Source organism: Balneola sp. (assembly GCA_002694685.1).
Classification (GTDB): domain Bacteria; phylum Bacteroidota; class Rhodothermia; order Balneolales; family Balneolaceae; genus Gracilimonas.
Genome location: NZMW01000010.1, coordinates 596,127 through 618,516 on the forward strand (window position 1 = coordinate 596,127; position 22,390 = coordinate 618,516).

A 22,390-nucleotide genomic window follows, 5' to 3' on the forward strand; every position below is an offset into this window, starting at 1 on the left:
CATCCTGAGGGTACTCCCGAAGGATCTTCAAGAGATTGGAAAACCTAAAATAGTCGCATTAAGCTTTGAAGATTCTTCGATTCCGCTCAGAATGACAATCTTAAAGGTGTTAAATCAATCCCAGGTAACCGTAGTCCCTTCGTCCTTACCATCCACCACAATTTTCTTCAGGTTGCCTTCTTTATTCATATTGAAGACAATGATCGGGGTTTTGTTTTCGCGGCACAGAGTGAAAGCGGTTAAGTCCATAACAGACAAGCGTCGTTTGAGGACATCATCCCCGGTGATTACATCAAACTTTTTAGCGTCAGGATTTTTCTCAGGGTCAGAATCATAGATTCCATCCACGCGGGTTCCTTTTAGGATTACATCACATTCAATTTCGATAGCGCGGAGAGAACCGGCTGTATCTGTAGTGAAATATGGGTTTCCGGTGCCAGCACCAAAGATAACCACGCGTCCTTTTTCGAGGTGACGGATTGCACGCCTTCTGATGTAAGGCTCTGCAATAGCTTCCATGCGGATAGCACTCATAAGGCGAGTCTGTACATTAATCTGTTCGAGGGAGTCCTGTAATGCCATGCTATTGATCATGGTGGCAAGCATTCCCATATAATCACCTTGCACACGATCCATGCCTTCAGTTGCTCCTTTAACACCGCGGAATATGTTACCTCCTCCAATTACAATAGAAACCTGAACGCCTGCTTCCTGAATGGATTTAATCTCTTTAGCGTAAGCGCTTAAAATATCCGCATCAATTCCGTGTCCTTGTTCACCTAAAAGTGCTTCACCGCTGAGTTTGAGAAGCACTCTATTGTATTTATTTCCCACGTTATCCTCGATTATTTTTTATAAGACAAAAAAAAGGCTGTCAATTTTGACAGCCTTAATGTAAAGAAAATTTATTAGTCGTTTTCGCCGAGTTGCAGCCTGTGGAAGGATTTAACAAGGGGAGCATTATTTTGCTCGAGATATTCCTTCACGGAAACACCATTGTCTTTCACAAACTTCTGCTCTAGAAGAACTCGCTCTTCGTAGAAACGACGCAGTTTACCTTTAGCGGCTTGCTCAGCAATATGCTCAGGTTTGCCTTCATTTAGTAACTGATCTTTAGCGATTTCAAGCTCTTTCTCAACAAGAGTGCTGTCCACGCCATCACGTGTTACAGATAGAGGCTTCATTGCAGCTACTTGCATAGCAACATCTTTGCCGATTTCAGCATCTGTAAGGTCGCCGTCAAATTCAGCAAGTACACCTAACTGGTTTCCTGGGTGAATGTAAGAAATCAGAGTTCCTTCGGTAGTAACAAGTACTACGTTATTAATCTCGATCTTCTCACCAATCTTACCCACCATCTCTTCCAGGTGCTTCTCGATAGTCAAACCATCAAGCTCAATTTTCAACAGATCATCTACATTGTCGATGTCGTTGTCGAAAGCAGCGTTTAGGAAAGACTCAGCGTCTTCCTGGAATTCTTCGTTACGTGCAACAAAGTCTGTCTCACAGTTAATCTCGAGGAGAGTAGCTTTTGTTTTTTCGTCATTGATGCGACTCAGAATCAATCCTTGGTTCGCTTCACGGTCAGATCTCTTTTCGGATACTTTCTGTCCTTTTTTACGAAGGATCTCAACGGCACGGTCAAAATCACCGTCGGCTTCAGAGAGGGCTTTCTTACAGTCCATCATGCCCGCTCCGGTCATATCACGAAGTTTTTTTACGTCACTAGCAGAAATGCTCATTATTCTGAATAGTATTTTAGGTGTTGAAAATTTTTATTCTTCTTCATCATTGCTGTCGTCAGCATCAGCTTTTGCTTCTGCCTTGTCAGCTTTTTTGTTGTCATCTTTCTTAGAAGACTTTTTCTTGCGACGAGAACGCAGCTTAGTTCCTTTAGCAGCGTCTTTAACATCAACATCGTCGTCTTTCTTCTCACTTTTAGCATCAGCAGCAGCTTGTTCCATCACGTCGTCTTCTTGCTGTGCTTCGCGTTCAGCTGAACCTTCAATAATAGCGTCAGCAACCTGAGTAGCTACCAATTGGATCGTGCGCGCTGAATCATCATTACAAGGAACAATAAAGTCAGGAACGTCTGGATCACTGTTGGTATCAACCATCGCAATAATAGGAATGTGAAGTTTGATAGCTTCCTTAACAGCGAGGTGCTCTTTAATAATATCAACAACAAAAATAGCACCGGGCAGGCGACCCATGTTTTTAATACCGCCAAGGGTATCATTAAGTTTGTCTTGCTCACGCTGAAGCATCAAACCTTCTTTCTTAGTCAATTCTTCGAACGTACCGTCTGTTTTCATGCGCTCAATTTCTTCCATACGAGAAATACTTTTGCGAACAGTACTGAAGTTAGTCAACATACCACCTAACCAGCGGTGCGTAATGTGTGGCATTCCACAGCGTAACGCTTCGGTTTTGATGATTTCTGTAGATTGCTTCTTAGTACCTACAAAAAGAATAGTTTTGCCAGCACGAGAAAGTTTTTGGATCTCATCGAGGGCTTCTTGTAAATATGATTGTGTTTTCTTCAGGTCAATGACGTGAATCCCGTTGCGTTGCATGAAGATGAAGTCCTTCATTTTTGGATTCCATCGTCGGGTAAGGTGACCGAAGTGAGCGCCTGACTTTAGCAGGTCTTGTATAGATGCAGCTTTTGGCATTGTATTAAGTATGTAAGTTTAGGTTAATCCTCTGTGCGGGTCATTCCCGAACGTCAATCTCAGGTCAAGCCTGAGACACCAAACGCAGGGTCGCCACACATGTGTGATTGTGTTTTGAAAAAATTGGTTGCGTAAATATTAACGCTTAGAGAACTGGAATTTCTTACGAGCTTTAGGCTGACCGTATTTTTTACGCTCTACCATTCTGTCATCTCGGGTAAGAAGTCCATGTCCTTTAAGAACATCATGCATGTCTTCATTCTCTCCATCCAAAGCACGAGCAAGTGCGTGAGATATGGCGCCGGCTTGTCCGGTACTTCCACCACCACGAACAGTGATTTTAATGTCGTACTTGCCTTCCGTTTCAGTAACACTCATTGCATGCAGAGCGATGTTACGTCGGGCTTTAACTGGAAAATATTCTTCGATAGGTTTGTGATTGACGATAATCTCGCCTTTACCCGGCTGGATGTATAATCTAGCCGTTGCTGTTTTTCGTCGTCCTATGTAATTCGCTTGTGCCATTATTGATTAAAGCTCAATGATTTCAGGTTCTTGTGCAGTATGCGGATGTACAGGTCCGGCATACACTCTCAAGTTAGTGGCAATCTTGTTGCCTAACTTTGTTTTGGGAAGCATGCCTTTAACAGCAGTAGTAACTAAAGATGTTGGATCTTTCTCCATCATCTCTTCAGCTGTTTCAAATCTTTCACCACCTGGGTAGAATGTGTGACGGAAGTACGTTTTGTCCGTCATTTTCTTACCAGTCAGTTTCACTTTTTCCGCATTGATAACGATTACGTTATCACCGGTATCCATGTGAGGAGTGAAAGTTGGCTTTGTTTTGCCTCTCAATATTTTTGCTACTTCGCTACTCAGGCGACCCAGAGGCTGATCTTCAGCATCAATGAGTACCCATTTTTTTTCAATGTCGCTGGGTTTAGCTGAGTATGTCTTAAAACTTAATGTGTCCACGATTAAACTCTTTTATTTCGTCAAATTGGAAAGTCGAATAAGATAGAAGTTATTCTGGTAGATATCAATAGCAGAAGGGTAGAAAGTTCCACTATTCTCAGATTGGCCAATGGATTTAATCAGCGTTAACTTTTGTATTAATATTAAATCCTATTAAATAGGCAGCTCCAATTCTATTTATAGTGACAAGATAAAGACAAAGCGCCAAAAGATTTGTACCTTTGGGCGTAGAAGAAGGAAAATCTAAATTGAGTATAAAATGAGCGACAAACTGAAAGAAACCAGAGTTGAATTTGAAACCGGTTCGGGAAAGGCCTATCTGCATAGTCTTCCAAAACTAAAAGAGCTGGGTTATGATAAAGTTGATAAACTACCATTCTCAGTAAAGATATTGTTGGAAGCGGTACTGCGAGAATTTGATGGATATGCAGTAACTGAAAAAGATATTGAGGCATTGGCTAACTATAATGCCAAAGACCCGCAGGGAGAAATTCCTTTTAAACCATCCCGTGTTGTCCTTCAGGATTTCACCGGAGTTCCTGCAGTGGTTGATTTAGCTGCACTCCGATCTGCGATGGAACGAATGGGTGGGGAAGCAACCGATATCAACCCCCAAGTTCCTGTAGATTTAGTAATTGATCACTCCGTTCAGGTTGATATGTTCGGTAACGATGCCGCACTCGAGTTCAACGTTGAGAAAGAGATGGAACGTAACAATGAACGTTACGAATTCCTGAAATGGGGTAAAGAAGCTTTTGATAATTTCCGTGTAGTACCTCCGGGTCGTGGAATTGTTCACCAGGTAAATCTTGAGTATTTAGGTCGCGGAGTTTTCACCCGTAAAGAAGAAGACGGTTCCACAACAGCTTATCCTGATACATTGGTGGGAACTGATTCCCACACCACGATGATTAACGGACTCGGCATTCTTGGCTGGGGTGTTGGTGGTATTGAAGCGGAAGCTGCCATGTTGGGGCAACCGATTTCAATGTTAGTTCCTGAAGTAACCGGAATGAAATTAACCGGGAAACTTCGTGAAGGTGTCACTGCAACTGACCTTACCCTTACTGTTACACAAATGCTACGTGAGCACGGCGTAGTAGGTAAGTTTGTTGAATTTTATGGAGACGGACTCAGTAACATGAGCCTTCCTGACAGAGCTACTATTGCAAACATGGCTCCCGAATATGGAGCAACAATGGGCTTCTTTCCTATTGATAAAGAATCTCTCCGGTATATGAGAAGAACCGGACGTTCAGAAGAACTTGTACAATTGGTTGAAAACTATACCAAAGCGCAGGGACTTTTCAGAACCGATGATACTCCGGATCCGGAATTTTCTTCAACGCTCGAATTAGATTTAAGCACGGTAGAAACATCGCTTGCCGGGCCAAAACTACCGCATGACCGTATTACACTCGGTAATATGAAGAAAGCATTTGAAAATTCATTGACCAGTGATAATCCTACTATGGGATTCAATCTGGCTCAGGAAAAACTAGCTAATAAAGGCCTGTACAAAAACGGGCAAGAGATTGAGATGAAGCACGGTGACGTTGTTATCGCTGCCATCACCTCTTGTACCAACACTTCCAACCCAAGCGTAATGCTGGGAGCCGGAATTGTAGCGAAGAAGGCCGTCGAAAGAGGACTCAAAGTTCCCGCTTATGTGAAAACATCACTTGCTCCGGGTTCTCGTGTAGTAACCGAATATCTTAAAGAAGCTGGTCTTACAGAATATATGGACAAGCTTGGCTTTAACCTGGTAGGGTACGGATGCACAACGTGTATCGGTAACTCCGGTCCATTGCCAGAGGCTGTTGAAAGGGCTATTAAAGAAGGAGACCTGATTGCTGCCGGTGTTTTATCCGGGAATCGTAACTTTGAAGGACGAATTCACCCTTGGGTGAAAGCGAACTATTTGGCTTCTCCTCCACTAATTGTTGCCTATGCACTGGCTGGTAGTGTAGACATTGATCTTGCTACGGAGCCTTTGGGTAAAGACAAAGATGGAAAAGATGTTTATCTAAAAGAAATCTGGCCTACAACAGCTGAAATTGCTGAGCACTTAGATGCTGCTATCCGTCCAGAGCTTTTTGATAAGATGTATGGTGATATTTTTGAATCGCCAACTTGGGAAGAAATTCCGGTTTCAGGTGGAGACCTGTTCGACTGGAGTGATGAATCAACATACATTCAGGAGCCGCCATTCTTTATGGGAATGTCAGAAGAGCCTGAGCCGATCAAACCAATTAAAGGAGCAAGAGCTCTTGTTAAGGTTGGGGATTCTATCACTACTGATCACATTTCTCCTGCAGGTAATATTGCAGAAGACTCACCGGCAGGTAAGTATCTGAAAGACCATGATGTGGAGAAGAAGGACTTCAACTCTTATGGTTCCCGACGTGGTAATGATCGCGTAATGACACGTGGTACTTTTGCCAACGTTCGCTTCAAAAACCAACTTGCCCCAGGCAAAGAAGGTGGCTATACCAAGTATTTCCCTGATGATGAAATCACGACTATTTATGATGCATCTCTGAAATACAAAGAATCCAATACACCATTAGTAGCCTTAGCCGGCAAGCAGTATGGAACGGGTTCATCTCGTGACTGGGCTGCCAAAGGTACCGCACTCTTAGGTATTGAAACGGTAATTGCGACTTCTTACGAGCGTATTCACCGTTCTAACCTTATCCAAATGGGTGTACTTCCACTTCAGTTTAAAGAAGGTGAAAGTGCAGATACACTTGGATTGGACGGATCAGAAACATTTGACATCCACGTGGATGATGATGTGGAAGCTCGTGGCGAAATAAAAGTCACAGCCACTAAAACCGGTGGTGAGGTAATTGAGTTTATGACTGATTGCCGAATCGATACCCCGGTTGAAGTTGATTACTACCGAAATGGTGGAATCTTGCACACAGTACTGCTCGATTACTTGAAAAAAAGTAAAGAACAGAATTGATTTAGCAACATACTTCAACTGAAAAAGGCTATTACCTTTTTCTACGGTTGGTAAAATGTAATTTCAAAAGCACAGATTTTTTAATCTGTGCTTTTTTATTGTGCACTACAATTACTACATTTTGCCAAATTGGAGGGGTCCAGAATTTTTTTAATAATTAAAAAAGGTACACGTTAGCACCATTTCGGGTAATCCTATCAAAGATCGAAATAAAAAAATGGCCGAGGAAAATGTAGAGACTTTCGGGTATGAAAGACTTCTGCTTCATGTTGTAGATGGTATAAATAGAACCTTACAACTCAAGGAAGTTTTGCGCAAGTGTATGGAGGCAGCCAAGGTTGTGATGAATTCTGAGGCTAGCTCACTAATGCTTCTCGATGAATCGACCGGAGATTTAAACGTCAGTATTCCTACCGGTCCGGTTAAAGATGAAATTATGGGTATGAGAGTGCCTAAAAGCAAAGGAATTGGCGGTTGGGTAATCTCTTATAATCAACCCTTCATTTCTAATGATGTAGTTGAAAGTGATATTTTTTGGAAGGATTTGTCAACCGGTTTTACCACACGAAATATTATTTGTGTTCCTTTGCAGGATAGCAAGGGTAATGCATTCGGTGTTCTTCAGGCTATCAACAAAAAAGGAGGGAAGTCGTTTGAAAATGAAGATGTCCCTGTGTTTGAGTCACTAGCTTTGCATGTTTCTTCCGCTATTGAACGTTCAAAAAGGTACGATGAGATTGAGGAAAAGCTGAAAGAAAGGGATATGCAAATGATGGAGATTCACCATCGGCTGAAAAATAACCTGTCGATGATATGTGGACTTCTCGAATTTGATCTTCGTGATGTAAAGGATGAAAAGTATCGCGACTTATTGAGTTCTACGAATTCAAGAATTCGGTCAGTAGCAGAAGCTCATTCACTGTTATATGATCAGCGCGATTCAGAAAAGTTAGAACTATCCCGATATCTGACAGCAATTGCCCAAAATGTGGAAAAGGTTTTTGACACATCTGAAAAAGACATCAGACTGAATATACAGTTGGAAGAGATTACTCTTGACCCAAACCGAAGCATGTTATGCGGACTTATACTAAACGAGCTTTTAATTAATGCTTATAAACATGCATTCACCAAGAAAAATACTGGTGAAATAGTAATCAGCTTAAAGAAAACGAGCAAAGACAAGATTGCACTTATCGTAACTGACGATGGAATTGGGTTTAGTGAAGAATCTGACGATAAAAATAATCGTCCACATGGAAAGCTTATTATTGAGTCTCTGGTTAGTAAGCTTGAGGGCACAATCAGGTATAACAAAAATGCAGAAATTGGTTCAACCTGTTTCTTATCGTTTCCAGTTTAAATCCACCAGCTGCTCAGGCCACGCATAGTAAAGAGTTCAGCTACCTTAGTTTTAAAAGGTGAATGCAGCATTCCCTTTATAAATACATTCCTCAAAAACGGAAAGTTAGACTTTCTTCCAAGAGCCATATTGATTTCAGCCCGTTTCGCTACTTTCGAAGCGATTTTTCGCTGTTTTTTTGAATAAGACAGTAGCTTTTGGAAAGCGTATTCCGAAGATTTTGCCCCCCTATAATTCGTGATATCTTCGAGGGAGGTTGCTAACTCTTTGCAGTCAAGCCAGCCAAGATTCATTCCTTGACCTCCTATGGGACTAACCACATGAGCAGCATCACCTGCAAGAACAACCCTGCCCTTGCAGAAATTTTCTGCCATAAAATGCTGAACACCAAAACTACTCAGCATCGTGCTTTTTATATTAGTGAGGTTATACCCAATTCTATTGCTGACTAATTCAGCTAATTGGAGTTGTGTTGGGTCAGAATGATAGTGGTCTGTTTTAACAACCCAGCGGCGCATGCCATTTGGAAGCGGGAAACATTCGATGAGTCCATTTTTTAATAGGAAGACTGCAGCATCAGGCCCAAAATCAGTGGTGTCTTCAAAATCACCCATAATATAGGTGTCATCATATCTTTTGCCGGAATAATGAATAGAAGCATGTTGGCGGACTGAGCTATTCTTACCGTCACAACCTATCAAAAAAGCACCTCTTAAACGTTGACTTGCTTGTTCATCTGTAGAATAAACCACCTCAATGTGGTCATCCATTTCATTCAAAAACTCGAATTCAGCCCCAAGAACAAGAGCCTGGTTATCAAGCTTATAAAGTTCTTTTCGTAGAATTTTTTCGGTGGTGAACTGGGGGCAAGCTAAGATGTAGTTGTGGGGTGGCGGGCAATCTTCAAAAGAAATTTCACCTAAGCTTTTATCTGCAGTTAAAGCGAGGCCTTTTTTAATTATTAAGCCTTCGCGTAAGAAAGGTTCGGTGATGCCAAGTTCATCAAAAAGCTCCAATGAAACAGGATGAATACCAAGTGAACGAGAATCAGGAACGGGCTCTTTACGCTTTTCCAAGACTCTGCATTTAATTCCCTTTTTCAGCAAACTTATGGCAAGAAATAGTCCAACCGGGCCTCCTCCTACAATGACAACCGGTATGTCAGTTTTAGCTTTTTTCATAGGTCAGAAGTAATCGAAATGGGAACATTTGCTTGACCTTCCAACCCTGAGGAGCACGTTTTAGTAGTTCACGGTAAGTGAAGCTTTTCTTAATTGAAGTGAGTCCATCTTCTGTAATAAACGAGCTTTTAAATATAAAAGGGGTAATCACTTTGAAAAGACCATATCCAATTGCGCTTCTCTCAATATCAGAGAAAATTATCTTTTTGGTAGCAAGCTTTCTGCTTTCTTTCAGAAGAGTGGGGATCTGGTTTTCAGAGAGGTGGTGCAGAACATGATTTGAAATCACAAAGTCATACTTCTCCTTATTCAACACCAGATCCGTGGAGGAACAGTGTTTCCAGTTAACAAGTCCTTCGGGATATATTTCCCGTACAAAATTAAAAGCTCTGATATCTGTATCAATCGCTGTGATATTTAGCTGAATGCCATCTTTTTTAGCCCACTGAGCAAGTTTAATGGGGATATCACCACCACCAAAACCAATATCTAACAGTGAATAGATCCTATTTTCTGACATCTCGGGCAGCAGCTCTTTCTTATAAACCTTCTTCCATTTAGAAAGTAATGTGTTGATGAGCGGAAACTGCTCATAGGTGTTTTTTAACAAGATTCGGTTACAATTCTCCCGATCCATTTGCTCCACTAAGTCGGGCTGTCTCTGTGAAAGAAAGGTTGCCATGACTACAAAGACTGGGGATGATGAACACTAAAAAGACCGCTTTCAATGGTTAGTCCGGGACCGAAAGCCATTGATAAAATGCGTTGTTCGGGCTGCAAATCAGACTGCATTAGTTTCTTTAGCACAAATAGTATAGTAGCGCTGCTCATATTTCCATATTCGGCAAGCACCTCGCGGGAAGCTGAAATTTGGTTTGGCTTCAACTCAAGATTGCTCTCAATTTTGTCAAGGATTGAGCGTCCGCCGGGGTGAAGGGCCCAATGGTTGATGTCATCATTCGTTATTCCGTATTCATGATAGAGCGGTTTGATAACGGTCTCCAGGTTTTCCTGTATGATATCTGGAACATAGGTCGATAATATCATGTCGAAGCCGGAATCACCGATGGTCCAGGCCATATCTTTTTCGCCTTTTGGGGCGAGAGAGGAAGCAAACTTGCTGATTTCAAACGCTTGCTTCTTGGGCTGTTTTGAAGAGACAATCATCCCCCCGGCACCATCAGCAAAAACAGATCCGGAAAGTAGATTATCGACATCATTCTTGAATTGAAAATGCAGGGTACATAGTTCAGCACTAACGACTAATACCACAGCATCTGGATCAGAAATACAAAATGATTTAGCCATTTTCATAGCCGGAAAAGCGGCATAACAGCCCATAAAACCGACGTGAAAGCGTTCTGTAGAAGGTTTTAGTTTCAGGGCTTTTACGATTTCATAATCCGGGCCGGGAGCATAAAAACCGGTACAGGAAACGGTAATTACATGGGTAATTTCATTCGAAGAAATGTGTGGGTTATCAGCGAGAAGCTTTCGAGCCACATCTACAAACAGCTTTTTTGATTCTTTCTCATAAACCTTGTTTCGGGCTGCTGTTCCGGGGTCACTTTTAACCTGTCCGTTGAAGAATAACTGCCCGTATTTGTTGGGTTCAAAATCTTGTACTACAGAATGGCGTTTCTCAATTCCGGATTGAGTATAAATGCGGTGGATTATAGCTTCAGATTTCCGATCCGTGCCGATATGCTTCTTCATGACCTCGCGAATATGCTGCTGATCACTGAAAAATGGGGGAACCGAAGTCGCTATGTCATGAATGAAAACGGGCATGCAGAAGGATAACAATTTGCGTGTGTTATCCAAACCTTTTGGGGGCAGGCTTCATTCAAATCTTAGGATCTGATTTTCGTGAGTTTATTGAATCGATAATTATGCAAGATAGCGGCGACAGAAAGCCCTCCAATCAACCCAATCCATAATCCTTCAGGACCAAAGCCAAGATAAATTCCAAGAATATATCCCGTTGGGAAGCCAACGAGCCAGTAGGAGATGAAATTCACAATCATGGGAACGCGCGTATCTTTTAATCCGCGAAGAGCACCGAATGCTCCTACCTGAAGTCCATCAGAGATTTGGAATATAGCGGCCATAAAAACCAGCGTAACAGCAACTCCCGCTACTTCGATGTCATCGGTGTAAATACTGATGATGAATTCCGGAGCGAGAAATAGAAGCATGGCCGTGAGGGTCATGACTCCGGCACAAATAGCAATCCCCACAAATCCCCGAAAACGAGCCTTTTCCATTGAACCTTGACCCAGAGAAAACCCTACTCTTTGGGAGATAGCCATGGAAAGTCCAAAGGGGATCATAAACATGGTAGCCGCAACATTTATAGCAATTTGGTGAGCAGCGGCAGCCTTCACGCTGAGTGTCCCCATCAATAAACTGACCGTAGCAAAAAGAAGTACCTCCATAGAAGAACTGATCCCATTAGGAACTCCTACCGTAATTAACTCTCGGATGTACTTCCACTCCGGGCCTTTAGTCCGGGCAAAAATATTGAATCGCTTAAAAGGTTTAAAAGAAGCCGTGAAAGCAATAAATACAATGGCCCCGAATAAGTTTATGATGGAAGTAGCATATCCTGTTCCAACAGCACCAAGCTGAGGGAAACCTAATTTCCCATACATAAGCACATAATTTGCACCCACATTTAAAACCAAGCTGGCCGCAGCAATGTACATAGCCGGTCTGGTGACTGATAATCCTTCACTGAAATACCGAACACCTGCATAGGCTAGTAATGGTAATATGCCCCAGGAGATCGCTTTGAGGTATCCATCAGCAATGGGGATAATTTCAGCAGTTACACCCATAAGCTGCATTACAATCTCAAGGTTTCGGATAAGGAAGAAACATGGAATAGCCAGCATCAAAACCAGCCAAAACATTTGGCGGGCACTTTTCCCAATCAGGTCAAATTCACGGGCTCCTAAAAACTGAGATACAATGGGGTTGATGGCAATGAGGGTAGCCATGCAGAAAATCCCGATAGGCATGTAGATAGCATTTCCAATAGCTACAGAGGCGAGGTCAAGGGCTGACAGGTTTCCAGCCATTACGGTGTCGGTGAAGTTAAGCCCCATGCGAAGTAGCTGAGTAGCAATAATAGGGCTGCCAATCGCTACAAGTTTGAGCCCTTCTTTTTTTATTTCTTTTTGGGAATTGTTCATCAGGGCAGCAAAGGTACGGACAAATATTCACCAATAGAGATTAAGTTTGAATAAAAATCCTAACGACCGGCTTTTAATCCTTGCGGTACTTGGATTCTTTGTGGTGAATTGGAAGGCTGATTTTAAAGGTGGTTTTTTCACCCGGGGTAGATTCAAAAGAAATCTTACCGTCATGTTCTTCAATAATCTTTTTGGAGATCGCTAATCCCAGACCTGTTCCGCTTGACTTGGTTGAGAAATTAGGCACAAAGATGTCCTCGCTGTTTTCTTTCGGAATTCCCTCCCCATTATCAATAACTTCGATCAAAACGAAAGACTTGTCATCATCTGTAAGAGAACAGAGCGTTATCTCTCCGCCGTTGGGCATTGCTTCAGTCGCATTTTTCACGAGGTTTACCAATACCCGTCTAAGTTCCTCTTTCACTCCCATTACATAAAGTTCCTCGGGATAGAGTTCAGATACTATCTTTAGTTGATCTTCAGACTTATACAGTTCAGCAATAGATTCCAATAAAGCATTGACTTCAATCTCGTTGAATTCCTGCTCGGTTGGCTGCGCAAACTTTGAGAAGTCGGAAGCTATTTTACTTAGCGATTCAATCTGATCAATCATGTTCGTGGCAACTTTCTCAATTTGCGGCTTCATTTTTATGAAGTCTTCTTCTGAAACGTTCAGTTGCCTTTGAAGATGTTGTAGGTTGAGCTTCATTGGGGTTAACGGATTCTTGATTTCATGAGCAACTTGCTGCGCCATTTCTTTCCATGCCGCTTCCCGTTCGGCTTTGGCTAAATCTTGTTGCAGATCTTTAAGACGGTAAACCATCACATTATAGGCATTGGTAAGAGAACCAATTTCGTCCTTACTCTTAACAGGTAAAGTCGTTTCTAAATCACCGCCGGAAATCTTTTTAAGTCCTTCCCGCAAAGCCTCAAGGGGAGAGGTTAGCTGAGTTGAGATAAGGGCAGCTCCAATAATGAAAAACCCAAATATCACTACATAGAAACCAAGAAGGTAGCTGGTAGTTGAAAGTAGCTGTTCATTAAACTTAGGGGCTTCTAGGAAGGTCGGAATCGCAACAATGCCAGCAATTTCACTATCCTCATTAAGCCAGGGCTGATATCCTATAAGTAACTGCTGACTCCCCAGGGTTACTTTCCGTGTTACCTGCTGGTTGCCACGGCTATATATAGACTCATACACATCCCAGGGCAGCATACGGGGCAATAAATTTTGATTATAAATTTGGCTTGTTGTAGAAATATCAACGGTATTATCACGGTATAGGGCAGCATCAGCATCCAGGGTAGAAGTCAATTCACTGAGGGGAATGCGGGACTCTTCGGGCGAGAGAGATTCCTGAAATGATATAGATTCCGTGAGGTTATCAAGCTTGCTCAGCAATTGATCCTGAACGCCTTTCTGGTTTTGACTTTTTATGGCATAGTAGGTTGTTCCAATTAATGCCATCAGGCAAATCAGCGAAGCAAAAATAAAGCGGTCAATCAGGCGATCTCGGAAGCGTCGATTATGCCCTAATATATTGAGATCCTTTTTCCAGAATAATGAACCTAAAACCAACAGCCCAATTATGAGTACGCAAAAGAAAAACCGGATCACTGAAAAAAGGTGATTATCAAAACCGGGATCGTTGGTTGCTGCTCGTATAATTTGATTAGCTGAAGATGCCACAAAGTACTCGCGGATATGTTGATTGCCCAACCCCGTTGTTCGATAAAAAGAGGAGTCAGATTTGGTCTCTGAGAGAATCTCTGAGGGTAAGCTTAGATATCCGGGAATGTCTAAAGGTGTTCCAACAATATTCCGGCGTGCAGCAAGGCCGTCGATATACTCGATAATGCTGATGGAGGCATTCCAGCTTTCACTCCCTTCAGAAGCAATAACAGCACGGAGGGGTTTCTCATATTGAGGACGCTCGCGATACACTGAGCACAATATCCAGCCGATGCGTTGTTCAGTATTTCCATCCTGATAAAGAGGAATCCACGCCCGGCGGAAGGAAGAGTAGTTTGAGTTGGCTTCATTAAGTGGACGCTCCCGGACAATAGGGCGAAGATTTTCAACACGGATTTGTTCCTCTTCAAAAGGAATGACCAGCGAGAGCATATTAAAGGCACGAGTCCAGGCCGGAGAATCCAGATCAGAGGAATATTCTCCAATAATTTCACCCTGATTATTTACAAGCTGAGTTGAAATCGAAAAACGCTCCCAGTCTTGTTGCAAAAGGTTCTGGGTTTGCTGAGTAAAATAATTTTCTACAAAAGCAGGCCGCTGAATAAAGTCATTCAAAGTGAGATTAGATACGGACTGCTCTAACTGAGTTAGCAAGTTTCGGGCAATTATTTCAGCCTGTGTTGCTTCTTCATCAACAAAAAGCTGAGCTGCTTTTTCCATTTGGCTGTTCAGGCGTATGGAGTAACCTTTGTAAACGGCGATATAGGAAATACAAACTGCGATGTAGCTAAAAAGGAGCAGAAGCCTGAGCCGGGATGCAAAAGTAAATAGGGCCGGGTTTCGGTGTGCCAGAAAAATGAAAACAAGTATAGTCGCAAAGAATAAAGTGGTAGTGAGTACCAGCCATCCCGCTTTTTCGGGATATAAACTCAAAACAAAAATGACAAAAAGCCCAATCAAATATCCACCCAGCATAATCAATAATGAAACAGACAGGGACTGAGGAGTGAGTTTCATCAGAAACCATCCTAAAATGGTGAGCAGTGTAATAGATGAAATGCAGAATACTCCGGAAATCACATAAAAAAGAAAGGTCTCCAAGTGTGGGAAAACTTCAAGATCTAAAACAGCAATGGATGTCTCTGTAAATAAGGAATAGGTTTCCAATAAATAAAAATGAAGCAGGGTAGCGCTGAGAAAACCAAAGAAAGCTATTAGAACGGTAGTGATTACACTTGAGGAATTCTTGACTTCAAGACTTGAACTTAACAATGGATTGAAGCAAACGATTGTCAAAAGCAGAATAAAGAACGAATGTACCCCATATTTGACAAGGGGTTTTATTGCTTCGAAGTCTTGTTGACCCAGAGCATAAAAGATTTCAATCCATCCCACTCCATAGTCGATGTTGGAGAAGAAAAGCCATGCCAGAGTAATAGCAAATAACTTCAACAATAAAGATTTCCAGGTAGTGAGTTCTCGAGAAATAGAGATAAGGAAAAGCGTGATCAGGCTTATCAGTACAACATAGAAAATGGCCCGGTACAAAAAGTATTGGTTTTGCTTAATGGAGCGATATTCAGAGTAGTCATCCTTTAGAGTATAAATAACGCCGGCTGAATCTACACTTTGAGTCGATATCCTTGTAATGAATTGCGGGTTTTGGGGTGGTTCTTCAAAAAAGCTGAAGTGGACCGGATAATCGGCCTCAGGCTGTAAAAAGTCAGAAGGCATTAGTTCGGAATCATCGCCAATGGGCAGAATGTTTTCCTGCTTCACCTTTTTACGGGTGATTACTGTGTATTGAATCAATGTGTCATTCAGTTGAGCTGTAATATGCGTGCTATAATTCAGAAAAGTCACATTATTGCTTTGCTCAATGCTTACATAGGCATTATTACCGGTAGGCTTTACTTCAGGTGAAACTTGTTGTGGAGAGAATCCCGTCCAAAGAATATTTTCATTCCCTTTAAATAAAGAAATACCCCAAAAATCATATTCCTTATCTGCTTCAGTTGTTATTGAACTAAGAGGTTCGTTATTCTGAAGCTGTTGCTTTGCAAACACTGAAAACTGGTTGCTTTGGTTTACAAACTCCTGCTCAAAATTGAGATAGTTTTGAAGTGCGGTATTAATCGCTTCATTGGCCAGGGTGGTTTGCTCCAGCTCGGTAAGGTCGCCTTGTTCTGTCCAAATCTCGAATATCCCATACATTAGAGCAACTAATGTAAGAAGGAAGGCAAGCGCCCAGGTATTGTTGTGAATGGGGGATTTCAAGATAGCTTTGCTCATAATTTATTCAACGAATATGAGCGTAAATTAGGGGCTAATCAAGTTTGGTATTTTATGATCAGCTTTGCCATCAAGAACGGAGGTGATTGCTTCTGCGGCCAGCATTCCGATATCCTCTCTCGTTCGGTGGGTAGCACTCGCAATATGGGGAAGCAAGACGGTGTTAGGTGCAGAAAGCAGATTAGGATGAACTTTTGGTTCTTCTTCAAAAACATCCAGAGCGGCACCGGCTATAGTTTTATTATGAAGTGCTTCTGCTAAAGCTGCCTCATCAATAACGGCCCCTCTTGAAATATTAACCAGCAAGGCATGACCGGGAAGTGTTTCCAAAAACTTTTTATCCACCAAATGATGAGTTTCTGGGGTGAGCGGGCAATTCAAACTAATCACATCAGACCGCCGTGCAAGCTCTTTGTGGTCTTTGATATATTCAGCCTTAAGTTCCTGTTCAGTTTCAGAGTCGATAGGAGTACGGTTGTGATAAATGATATTCATCCCAAAAGCTTTGGCGCGATGGGCAAAAGCCTGACCTATTCTCCCCATTCCAATGATCCCTAAAGTTCGGTCTCTCAACTCCATCCCAAGAAACCCAAGTGGTTCCCAGCCTTTGAACTTACCATCCCTTAAGTATTGCTCAGCCTCTTTGAACTTTCTTGAAAGGGCCAGAAGTAAACCCATGGCATAGTCGCCACAAGCTTCGGTAAGAACATCGGGCGTGTTGGCTACTTTAACGCCTCTCTTATGCGCAGCCTCAACATCGATATTATCATATCCGACGGCAAAGTTTGCCACTACCTGAAGTTTCTCACCTGCTTCTAAAACCTTTTCAGTAACCGGGCTAGAAAGCATGCACAAAAGAGCATCATAAGAAGGAATGTCTCGGATAAGGTCTTCTTCAGTCTGATAAGTGCCTTTCTCTGCTACGGTAACTGTACCGTGCTCCCTTAGAAATGAAATTACATTTTTAGGAATGGGTTCTGTAACAAGGATATGCGGTAACGAAGAACTCAAGAAAGTTTACTCCTCGTCCTCATCTTTTATATAAGTCACCTCTGCATCATTCCACATGCGCTCAAGACCGTAAAAGTCGCGCTTCTCTTTACTCATTACGTGGACTACAATGTTTACAAAGTCGAGGATAACCCATGAGCGACCCTGAAGTCCCTCTTTCTTCCAAGCTCTTTCACCCATCTTTTCTCTGATGTCTTCTTCAACAGCATCAGAAAGAGCCTTAACCTGTACATCAGAGTTACCGTGGCAGACTACAAAATAATCGGTAAGTGTGGTAAGCTTTGAAACATCCAGCACGGTAATTTCTTTACCTTTTCGGCTTAGTAAAGCTTCTGTGATAACTTCCACCATTTCTTGTGAATTTGGAGAGTCATCCGAATAGGAATTTTTAAATTGTTTCTTTGCCGGTTGTTTAATGTCTGTCATAAATTAATCAGTATTAAGTTTTTCAAAGTCATGTCCTATAATTACGCTTACATCGAGATAAAAGTCGGGAGAGGATTCTCTTATTACGTTAGCCTGTGATACTCCCAAGGCATTTGCTACCCGGTAGGCATTATCCATAACACCGCTCCTTGATATTATAATGGTTTCTTGGAGGTCAAACGTTTCAAAATTACCGGTTTCAACTACATCGAAACCATTTTTACGCAATAAACCGGTATATGAATTTGCTATTCCTGAAATCCCGCACCCATTCAGGACTTCAATTTGGATGATTTCGCTTATCAGCTCTGATTGTAGTTCAGCTCTTTCATTAAATATTCTGGGATAAATAATACGAGTGAAAAGTGCGGCGACCAGAACAATTAAGAGTACACTTAAAAACCCGATGGCAGCATTTAAAAAAAGTTCGTTTGTACCGGAAGAGCTTTTGCCGTTTGTATCTGCCATCAACTAATCATTTCTACTAGTACCAGGTATTGCCAAAACGATTATTACCATAAGGACTAAAGCCATAACCATAGGGATTGAAGTACCCGTAGTTGCTAGGTAACTGCTGGTAACGAAGCTGAATATGAGCGTTATCACTTATCTTGTAATTCAACTCAGCATTTCTGATGAGCACCTCTCCACCAATGTTATTATCTGTGTCAACAAAATTGGAGGCTCCGAAAGGAGAATGAAGAAAAGAAACATCCATGCGCCCGGTTAAATTTTCTGTAAAGAGAAAATTGAGCGTGTTTGTGTATGAATTCACATTCTGATAATTGCCGCCAACCGATCCAAAGTTCATGGAATAAGAGTGACTCATCGTTACGTTATTCTGAAAAAAATTACTAAGCCATGTCTGAACGGTAGCCTCTTGGTTATTGATAACAGGCCCTGAAAAGTCGTTATAGGCAGGTAAGTCCTCTCTGAGTTGGGCAGAAAGTTGAAAGCTCAAAAATAGAGCGAATACAAAAGTGAGTGTGAATAATTTTTTCATGGTGCTCGCAAAGGTTTACAGTTGAACGCAAGAGCAATTACATAAGTATAACGAATTGGCAAATAATAATAAACAAGAGAGAATGTAGGGGTGCATTGAAATCGCCAAAAAAAAAGGCTATTTTAATCAACTTTTCTAACTGTACTGAAAAACCTATAGAAAGCTAATGAAGCTCACCGATTTCAAATTTGAGACTGACGATTTAAACATTCCTGAAGAACCGCTGAAAAAAAGAGATTCAGCAAAGTTGATGGTTCTTAATCGTGCAGAAAGAACAATCGAACATACAACCTTCGATAAAATTCATGAGTATCTGAATAAAGATGACATCATGATTTATAATAATACGAAAGTATTCCCTGCACGCCTCAATGGTAAAAAGGAGAAAACCGAAGCGGATATTGAAGTTTTCTTACTCAGAGAGCTCATGCCTGAAAATATGCTTTGGGATGTACTGGTAGAACCGGCGCGTAAAATCAGAATCGGAAACAAGCTGTATTTCGGAGAAGAAGACGAAGAACTGATGGCTGAGGTAGTGGATAACACAACTTCCCGTGGCCGTACAATTCGTTTCCTATATGAAGGTCCAAATCAGGAGCTTTATAATCGATTAGATGAGCTCGGTAAGATGCCACTTCCTCCTTATGTGGAAAGAGAGCCTGTTGAAGAAGATAAAGAGCGTTATCAAACAATATTTGCTACTGAGCGAGGAGCAGTTGCTGCACCGGCAGCAGGCATGCATTTTACCCAAGAGCTGGTAGACAAAATCAAAAAGAAAGGTGTAGAGTTTTTACCTACAACTCTTCATATAGGTTGGGGTATTTTCAGAAATGTGGAAGTTGAAGATTTGACTAAGCACCGCATGGACTCAGATAACTTCTTTATCTCTAAAGATACTTCTGACAAGATCAACGAAACGCTCAAGAAAAAGAAAAACCGAGTTATTGCCATCGGCTCAAGTTCTTGTAGAACCATTGAAACCAGTGTAATGGCAAGCGGAATGTCAAAAGCCGGAACAGGTTGGACAGATAAGTTTATTTATCCTCCGTATAACTTCAAGATTACAGAAGGGTTGATTATCAATTTCCATCAGCCTGAGTCTACTCGCTTGATGCTTTCTGCTGCTTTTGCAGGATATGATTTCTTGATGGAAGCTTACGAAGAAGCCAAAAAGAATGATTACCGACTGTTTACATTCGGTGATGCAATGTTGATTCTTTAAGAATGTCAAAACTGTCGGTCATAATACCGGCGGCAGGATCGGGCGAGAGAATGGTTTCTGCAATTCCCAAGCCGTTTATAAAGGTGGGAGAGAAATCCATTCTTGAGCACACGATTGCCCGGTTTCTAGAATTCTCTGAAGTAAAACAGATAATTGTAGCAACCTCCAAAAGCTATATTAATGAGATAGAGAATATAGTTGGCCATTTCGTTACCGATGTGCATTTCGATATTGTGGAGGGAGGAAAAGAGCGGCAATTTTCTATATATAATGCCCTCAAGCATGTAGGTGAAGAAATAGACTTGGTTGCAGTGCACGATGCCGTTCGTCCTTTTGTGCGGGTTGAATTGATTGAAGAATGTTGCCGTGCAGCAGAGAAGGTTGGCGGTGCTGTGCTTGGGGTGCCTGCAAAAGACACTATAAAAAGAGTAGATGAGTCCTTAACTATTCAAGAAACACCTAACCGATCTTTTCTTTGGCAAGCGCAAACTCCTCAGGTTTTTCAGCGCCAACTGTTAATAGATGCATACGAGTCAGCCATCAGTGATGGGTATGTTGGTACGGACGACGCTTCATTGGTGGAGCGCATCAGCGGAAAGGTACAGATGGTGGAAGGTGACCGGGAAAATTTAAAAATTACCTATCCTGTAGATTTAAAAATTGCCGAACTAATTATAGGAAAAGGGTCATGAATAAAATCAGGATTGGGTACGGTTATGATGTTCACCGCTTTCAAGAAGGTCGAAGGCTGATTCTTGGAGGAGTTGAAATTCCATACGAAAAGGGTTTGCTTGGTCATTCCGATGCCGATGTTTTACTTCATGCCATAACCGATGCACTCTTGGGGGCGCTCGCTCTTGGAGATATTGGGTCTCACTTTCCGGACACTGATCCGGCATTCAAAAATGCAGACAGCCGTAAGTTGCTTCGCGAAAGTTATAATCTAATCCAGGACCGAGGCTATAAACTAGGTAACCTTGATGCGACAGTCGTAGCAGAGCAGCCTAAACTTCGTCCTTATATTGATGAAATCAGAAAAAGTATAGCGAGCGAACTAGACTGTTCGGCTGAGGACATATCAGTGAAGGCTACAACTTCTGAAAAAATGGGTTTTGCAGGAAGGGAAGAAGGGATAATTGCCCAGGCAGTTGCACTCATTGTTAAAGCAAGCTGATGGCAGATCAAATTGTACAGAGTATTGTTGATTGGATTAGTGTAGTACCTCCATTGGGAGTGTATCTTATCTTTTTTGGAATTGCTTATGTAGAGAATTTGGTCCCGCCGATGCCTGGCGACGTAATTGTTGCCTTTGGCGGGTATCTTGCGGCAGAAGGGTTGATTCAGATTTTCCCAATTTGGAGTCTTACTGTCATTTCTTCGGTTGCAGGATTCATGACGATGTATTGGCTTGGCCACAGATGGGGTGGGCAAATTGAAGAAAATCGAGATAGCCATTTTCTACTTAGATTTATTGACTATAAATATTTTGCACGAGGTAAGAAGTGGATGGAAAAGTGGGGCCAGGGCGTTGTTGTTCTAAATCGATTTTTGGCCGGTACCCGTTCTGTAATTTCGCTCACAGCTGGCATCTCACATCTCAAAGTGATACCCACAATTCTCAGTTCTTTGGTGAGTTCGATTCTGTGGAATAGTCTATTGCTGGGAATGGGGTGGGTAATACGTGACAATTGGCCGGTTATCGGCGAGTACTTATCTAACTATGGGAAGGTGATATTGGCCTTAATCGTGCTGTTCGTGGGGGGTAAGGCATACTTTTCTTATCGCAGAAAGAAAAGTAACGTAAAAGATGAGAAAGAGTGAAAGTTTTTCACAAAAGCTTATTGACAATCAAAGCTATCATACTTAATTTTGAAGTCTTTCGCGAAAAGCCAGTGTAGCTCAGTTGGTAGAGCAACGGTTTTGTAAACCGTCGGTCATCGGTTCGAATCCGGTCACTGGCTCAGCGGACTAAATTTTACTGTTATTCTGGGGAGATACCAAAGCGGCCAACTGGGGCAGACTGTAAATCTGTTGTCGTAAGACTTCGCAGGTTCGAATCCTGCTCTCCCCACGCGTAAGCGAGCGTAACTCAATTGGTAGAGTGTCACCCTTCCAAGGTGAATGTTGCCGGTTCGATCCCGGTCGCTCGCTCAACGATGCCGATATAGCTCAGAGGTAGAGCACTTCCATGGTAAGGAAGGGGTCCTCGGTTCAAATCCGAGTATCGGCTCAGGTCGAATATTTTTTTGATGAATTTATAAACAATACTTAACAAAACAGCTTAATCATGGCAAAAGAGACCTTTCAACGGAATAAGCCCCATGTGAACGTGGGCACGATTGGACACGTAGATCACGGGAAGACGACCTTGACGGCGGCCA

Annotated in this window: 21 protein-coding genes and 4 tRNA genes; 11 read left to right on the plus strand and 14 right to left on the minus strand. The window is 42.1% G+C overall.

Annotation, left to right across the window (positions count from 1 at the left end):
* Positions 1–114 precede the first annotated feature (114 nt).
* From CL667_12270 to CL667_12290, 5 genes are all read right to left on the minus strand, one after another.
* Positions 115–834 (minus strand): UMP kinase, encoded by a 720-nt coding sequence (locus tag CL667_12270; GenBank protein ID MAL18476.1) that lies wholly within the window; start codon positions 832–834, stop codon positions 115–117.
* Positions 835–908: 74 nt separating this feature from the next.
* Complete coding sequence (locus CL667_12275; GenBank protein ID MAL18477.1) at positions 909–1,742, minus strand: elongation factor Ts; 834 nt, start codon at positions 1,740–1,742, stop codon at positions 909–911.
* A 33-nt stretch (positions 1,743–1,775) separates the two neighbouring features.
* On the minus strand, positions 1,776–2,675 hold the full coding sequence (rpsB, locus tag CL667_12280; GenBank protein MAL18478.1) for a 30S ribosomal protein S2: 900 nt from the start codon (positions 2,673–2,675) through the stop codon (positions 1,776–1,778).
* 138 nt (positions 2,676–2,813) lie between these two features.
* Complete coding sequence (locus CL667_12285; protein ID MAL18479.1) at positions 2,814–3,200, minus strand: 30S ribosomal protein S9; 387 nt, start codon at positions 3,198–3,200, stop codon at positions 2,814–2,816.
* A 6-nt stretch (positions 3,201–3,206) separates the two neighbouring features.
* On the minus strand, positions 3,207–3,650 hold the full coding sequence (locus CL667_12290; protein MAL18480.1) for a 50S ribosomal protein L13: 444 nt from the start codon (positions 3,648–3,650) through the stop codon (positions 3,207–3,209).
* 259 nt (positions 3,651–3,909) lie between these two features.
* Here CL667_12290 and acnA point away from each other — a divergent pair, with 259 nt between their 5' ends.
* The gene (acnA, locus tag CL667_12295) at positions 3,910–6,621 is read left to right on the plus strand and encodes an aconitate hydratase AcnA (GenBank protein ID MAL18481.1); all 2,712 of its coding nucleotides are present in this window, start codon (positions 3,910–3,912) and stop codon (positions 6,619–6,621) included.
* A 217-nt stretch (positions 6,622–6,838) separates the two neighbouring features.
* Positions 6,839–7,984: a hypothetical protein gene (locus tag CL667_12300; GenBank protein ID MAL18482.1), complete on the plus strand. Its 1,146-nt coding sequence runs from the start codon at positions 6,839–6,841 to the stop codon at positions 7,982–7,984.
* On the opposite strand, the gene CL667_12305 is transcribed toward CL667_12300, so the two are convergent.
* From CL667_12305 to CL667_12345, 9 genes are all read right to left on the minus strand, one after another.
* Positions 7,981–9,165 carry an oxidoreductase gene (locus tag CL667_12305; GenBank protein MAL18483.1) on the minus strand — a complete coding sequence of 395 codons (1,185 nt, stop codon included), beginning with the start codon at positions 9,163–9,165 and terminating at the stop codon, positions 7,981–7,983. The genes CL667_12300 and CL667_12305 overlap by 4 nt on opposite strands.
* On the minus strand, positions 9,152–9,847 hold the full coding sequence (locus CL667_12310; protein MAL18484.1) for a hypothetical protein: 696 nt from the start codon (positions 9,845–9,847) through the stop codon (positions 9,152–9,154). Before CL667_12310 ends, CL667_12305 begins: the two co-directional genes overlap by 14 nt.
* 2 nt (positions 9,848–9,849) lie before the next feature.
* On the minus strand, positions 9,850–10,956 hold the full coding sequence (locus CL667_12315) for a type III polyketide synthase (GenBank protein ID MAL18485.1): 1,107 nt from the start codon (positions 10,954–10,956) through the stop codon (positions 9,850–9,852).
* A gap of 62 nt (positions 10,957–11,018) precedes the next feature.
* The gene (locus CL667_12320) at positions 11,019–12,362 is read right to left on the minus strand and encodes an MATE family efflux transporter (GenBank protein ID MAL18486.1); all 1,344 of its coding nucleotides are present in this window, start codon (positions 12,360–12,362) and stop codon (positions 11,019–11,021) included.
* A gap of 73 nt (positions 12,363–12,435) precedes the next feature.
* Positions 12,436–16,347 carry a hypothetical protein gene (locus tag CL667_12325; GenBank protein ID MAL18487.1) on the minus strand — a complete coding sequence of 1,304 codons (3,912 nt, stop codon included), beginning with the start codon at positions 16,345–16,347 and terminating at the stop codon, positions 12,436–12,438.
* Positions 16,348–16,374: 27 nt separating this feature from the next.
* The gene (locus CL667_12330) at positions 16,375–17,358 is read right to left on the minus strand and encodes a D-glycerate dehydrogenase (protein ID MAL18488.1); all 984 of its coding nucleotides are present in this window, start codon (positions 17,356–17,358) and stop codon (positions 16,375–16,377) included.
* 6 nt (positions 17,359–17,364) lie between these two features.
* On the minus strand, positions 17,365–17,784 hold the full coding sequence (gene rsfS, locus CL667_12335) for a ribosome silencing factor (protein ID MAL18489.1): 420 nt from the start codon (positions 17,782–17,784) through the stop codon (positions 17,365–17,367).
* Positions 17,785–17,787: 3 nt separating this feature from the next.
* A complete protein-coding gene (locus CL667_12340) occupies positions 17,788–18,252 on the minus strand; it encodes a hypothetical protein (protein MAL18490.1) in 465 nt (154 codons plus the stop codon).
* 16 nt (positions 18,253–18,268) lie between these two features.
* Positions 18,269–18,787: a hypothetical protein gene (locus CL667_12345; GenBank protein MAL18491.1), complete on the minus strand. Its 519-nt coding sequence runs from the start codon at positions 18,785–18,787 to the stop codon at positions 18,269–18,271.
* Positions 18,788–18,953: 166 nt separating this feature from the next.
* On the opposite strand from CL667_12345, the gene CL667_12350 reads away from it, so the two are divergent.
* The 9 genes from CL667_12350 to CL667_12390 all read left to right on the plus strand — a co-directional run.
* The gene (locus tag CL667_12350; protein MAL18492.1) at positions 18,954–20,009 is read left to right on the plus strand and encodes a tRNA preQ1(34) S-adenosylmethionine ribosyltransferase-isomerase QueA; all 1,056 of its coding nucleotides are present in this window, start codon (positions 18,954–18,956) and stop codon (positions 20,007–20,009) included.
* A gap of 2 nt (positions 20,010–20,011) precedes the next feature.
* A complete protein-coding gene (gene ispD / locus CL667_12355) occupies positions 20,012–20,701 on the plus strand; it encodes a 2-C-methyl-D-erythritol 4-phosphate cytidylyltransferase (GenBank protein MAL18493.1) in 690 nt (229 codons plus the stop codon).
* Positions 20,702–20,706: 5 nt separating this feature from the next.
* On the plus strand, positions 20,707–21,183 hold the full coding sequence (locus CL667_12360; protein ID MAL18494.1) for a 2-C-methyl-D-erythritol 2,4-cyclodiphosphate synthase: 477 nt from the start codon (positions 20,707–20,709) through the stop codon (positions 21,181–21,183).
* Positions 21,183–21,830, plus strand: a complete 648-nt coding sequence (locus tag CL667_12365) for a DedA family protein (GenBank protein MAL18495.1) — start codon at positions 21,183–21,185, stop codon at positions 21,828–21,830. The genes CL667_12360 and CL667_12365 overlap by 1 nt, the downstream gene beginning before the upstream one ends.
* 67 nt (positions 21,831–21,897) lie before the next feature.
* Positions 21,898–21,970, plus strand: a tRNA-Thr gene (locus CL667_12370).
* A 27-nt stretch (positions 21,971–21,997) separates the two neighbouring features.
* Positions 21,998–22,080 (plus strand) — tRNA-Tyr (locus CL667_12375).
* Between the two features lie 7 nt (positions 22,081–22,087).
* Positions 22,088–22,163 (plus strand) — tRNA-Gly (locus CL667_12380).
* A gap of 4 nt (positions 22,164–22,167) precedes the next feature.
* A tRNA-Thr gene (locus CL667_12385) sits at positions 22,168–22,239 on the plus strand.
* A 57-nt stretch (positions 22,240–22,296) separates the two neighbouring features.
* Positions 22,297–22,390 (plus strand): hypothetical protein (locus CL667_12390; GenBank protein ID MAL18496.1); only part of this gene is annotated, 94 nt, incomplete at its 3' end.

Bases quoted from the DNA above. Each gene is read 5' to 3' on its own strand.
- CL667_12315 (MAL18485.1), bottom strand. From the start codon at position 10,956: ATGCCCGTTTTCATTCATGACATAGCGACTTCGGTTCCCCCATTTTTC.
- rsfS (MAL18489.1), bottom strand. From the start codon at position 17,784: ATGACAGACATTAAACAACCGGCAAAGAAACAATTTAAAAATTCCTAT.
- CL667_12285 (MAL18479.1), bottom strand. From the start codon at position 3,200: ATGGCACAAGCGAATTACATAGGACGACGAAAAACAGCAACGGCTAGA.
- CL667_12345 (MAL18491.1), bottom strand. From the start codon at position 18,787: ATGAAAAAATTATTCACACTCACTTTTGTATTCGCTCTATTTTTGAGC.
- ispD (MAL18493.1), top strand. From the start codon at position 20,012: ATGTCAAAACTGTCGGTCATAATACCGGCGGCAGGATCGGGCGAGAGA.
- rpsB (MAL18478.1), bottom strand. From the start codon at position 2,675: ATGCCAAAAGCTGCATCTATACAAGACCTGCTAAAGTCAGGCGCTCAC.
- CL667_12350 (MAL18492.1), top strand. From the start codon at position 18,954: ATGAAGCTCACCGATTTCAAATTTGAGACTGACGATTTAAACATTCCT.
- CL667_12365 (MAL18495.1), top strand. From the start codon at position 21,183: ATGGCAGATCAAATTGTACAGAGTATTGTTGATTGGATTAGTGTAGTA.
- CL667_12310 (MAL18484.1), bottom strand. From the start codon at position 9,847: ATGGCAACCTTTCTTTCACAGAGACAGCCCGACTTAGTGGAGCAAATG.
- acnA (MAL18481.1), top strand. From the start codon at position 3,910: ATGAGCGACAAACTGAAAGAAACCAGAGTTGAATTTGAAACCGGTTCG.
- CL667_12275 (MAL18477.1), bottom strand. From the start codon at position 1,742: ATGAGCATTTCTGCTAGTGACGTAAAAAAACTTCGTGATATGACCGGA.
- CL667_12340 (MAL18490.1), bottom strand. From the start codon at position 18,252: ATGGCAGATACAAACGGCAAAAGCTCTTCCGGTACAAACGAACTTTTT.
- CL667_12325 (MAL18487.1), bottom strand. From the start codon at position 16,347: ATGAGCAAAGCTATCTTGAAATCCCCCATTCACAACAATACCTGGGCG.
- CL667_12300 (MAL18482.1), top strand. From the start codon at position 6,839: ATGGCCGAGGAAAATGTAGAGACTTTCGGGTATGAAAGACTTCTGCTT.
- CL667_12320 (MAL18486.1), bottom strand. From the start codon at position 12,362: ATGAACAATTCCCAAAAAGAAATAAAAAAAGAAGGGCTCAAACTTGTA.
- CL667_12305 (MAL18483.1), bottom strand. From the start codon at position 9,165: ATGAAAAAAGCTAAAACTGACATACCGGTTGTCATTGTAGGAGGAGGC.